Source organism: Spongiactinospora gelatinilytica, assembly GCF_003236385.1.
GTDB classification, from domain to species: Bacteria; Actinomycetota; Actinomycetes; order Streptosporangiales; family Streptosporangiaceae; genus Spongiactinospora; species Spongiactinospora gelatinilytica.
Genome location: NZ_POUA01000628.1, coordinates 1 through 2404, shown reverse-complemented (window position 1 = coordinate 2404; position 2404 = coordinate 1). Strand labels below are relative to the sequence as shown.

Genomic DNA, 2404 nt, shown 5'->3' with positions numbered 1-2404 from the left:
GCGTCCCGGTACCGCCCCCGCGCGCCCACCAGATAGGCCGCGGTCACGCTCTTGCCGTGCCCCGGCGCCACCGCGTGCACAGCCCCCACCCCGAACGCCACCGCCAGCAGCAGCCAGAAGGCCGCGTTCCCGTCGAACAGCTCGATCAGCCGCTGCTCCGGCCCCAGCAGCCCGTTCACGCGGCCACCCGCCCACGACGGGCCCGCCGCCACACCAGCGCTCCGGCCGCCGCCAGCACCACCGCCAGCGTCCCCGCCCCGAGCGCATACACCGCCGCCGGCGGGCCGCCCGCCGTACCCGCGACCGGCACCCGCTGGGTGCCCGCCGACGAGGTGAACATCATCTTCCCCGACGCCGCGCTCACCACCGTCCGATAGGCCGGGTTCAGGTCGGTCAGCGGCGTCATCGTCAGCTCCACCTCCGACACCGGCCCCGGGCACTCGAAGGTGAACCGGGCCCCCTCGGCGAGCAGGTCGCGCAGCTCCGCCAGCCGCCCCGGGCACACGCGCTCGCGCTGCGCCACCCGCACCCGCGCGAGCAGGTACGCCCGCACGGCGGCCGAGCGCCCCAGCTTCTGCTCACCGGTCAGCGCGGTCGAGACCGGCCCCGACCCCGGGTCCTCGAACGCGCCCAGCGACCGGCCGAGCGCCACCCAGTCGTCCTCGGCCGACCGCCAGGCCAGCTCGACGCGGGGGCCGTCGGCGCGCAGGCTCGCCGTCGAAGGCGGCCCGAAGGGATGCGCCGCGGCGGGGGCCGCGAACGCCAGCAGCAGGGCCGCGAGCAGCGCGGCCACGGATGGTATGCGAAAAGGCACGAACGACTCCACGAACGAAACGAAGAAGAGGCGGCGCGGACGCCGGACGGGCGCCCGCGCCACCCCGGTTCACCTGGTGACGGTGATCAGCGGGCTGGTGATCTTCTGGTTCTCGCTGGACAGGTAGACCAGGTGGGTGCTGCCCCGGCGCACCCACGGGGGCATCCGGAAGGTGTGGGACAGCCGGCCGAGTTCGTCGGCCCTGGCCTCGCCGAGCGGCACGCCGTCGCGGCCGTGGCCGCCGTGCTGCGCCACGGCCTCCTTGCCCCGCGTCTCGCGCAGGTAGACGCGCACGCGCTCGCCCGGGTCGTAGCCGTAGGCGGTCGCGGTGACCTTGTCCCACCGGCTCGCCTCGGTCTTGTCCACCGTGACCTGCTCGCCGACGGTGTTCTCCGGCGTGCGCAACTCGTTGACGGTACGCTCGCCGCGGTCGTTCTTGCGGATCAGGAACCCGTCGTGGTGCTCGCCGTTGGCGTAGCGGGCCTCGAACCTGATCTGGTCGCCCTCGACGTCGATCAACTGGTAGAGCTGGGTGTTCTGACTGGAACTGCGCACCTCGGCGCCGTTGCCGGTCCAGTTCTCACCGTTGTTCAGCGCGTACATCTTGCCGCCGGAGACCGACACCACGTAGGCCACGCCGTTGTGCACGGTGATGGACTTGCGCGCCGAGGCCAGGTTGCCCCGGCCGTAGGAGTGGTCGTGGCCCTGGAGCACCAGGTCCACGCCGTACTTCTCCAGCAGCGGCCCCCACTGGCCGCGCACCTGCGGGTTGTTGCGGGTGCCCGTGGTCGAGTAGACGGGGTGGTGGAAGGTCACCACGGTCCACTTGTTCGGGTTGTCCTTGAGGACCTTCTCCAGCCAGGTGGTCTGCGCGGCCATCAGAGCGGCGTTGCCATGGTGGTTGGAGTCCAGGCCGATGAACCGTACGCCCTGGTAGTCGATGTAGTAGACGGTCTGCTTGAGTTCGGGGTTGCCCGGCCCGTTGTCCGGATAGGGAAACTGCGGCCGCCAGAACGACGACAGCCCGCCGCTGTACTCATGGTTGCCGGGGATGGACAGGTTGTTGATCTGGCTGTCGATGAAACCGGCGGCCTTGTACCACTGACCCCACTCCTCCTCGCTGTTGGCGGAGTTGATGAGGTCACCGGCGTTGACGATCATCTTGGCCTGCGGCCGGTCGGCGAAGGCGTGCCGGAACACCCGGGGCACGGCCGAGTCGATGTAGTTCTGCGCGTCGCCGTAGTAGATGAAGGAGAACGGCTCGAACTTGCCCGCGGCGGTGGTGAAGTCGTGCCATTCGCTCCAGTTCGTGCCGTCGCCGACGCGGTAGGTGTAGCGGGTGGTGGGCTTGAGGCCGGTGAACTCCACCGTGTGGTAGGTCGAGGCGTAGCCGAGGGTGGTGTTGACCGGGGTGCTGGACTGGGCCTGCACCTTGGTCACCGCGCCGGCGGGCGGGGCGACCTGGCCGAGCGCCCGGGGCGCCTCCAGGATCTCCGCCCGCGCGAACTCCGCCGTCGCCTCCGCGCGCCAGGTCACCTTCTGGCTGGCGGCGGGGGTCGTGGTGGGGGTGAGGATGACGCGGTCCGGCAC

General features: G+C 71.3%; 2 protein-coding genes. Both read right to left on the bottom strand.

Going from position 1 to position 2404, the window contains the following annotated elements; genetic code table 11:
- Positions 1–175 precede the first annotated feature (175 nt).
- The gene (locus C1I98_RS37920; protein ID WP_146607895.1) at positions 176–793 is read right to left on the bottom strand and encodes a hypothetical protein; all 618 of its coding nucleotides are present in this window, start codon (positions 791–793) and stop codon (positions 176–178) included.
- Positions 794–883: 90 nt separating this feature from the next.
- The coding region (locus tag C1I98_RS37915; RefSeq protein ID WP_111172059.1) for a purple acid phosphatase family protein at positions 884–2404 on the bottom strand (1521 nt) is incomplete at its 5' end.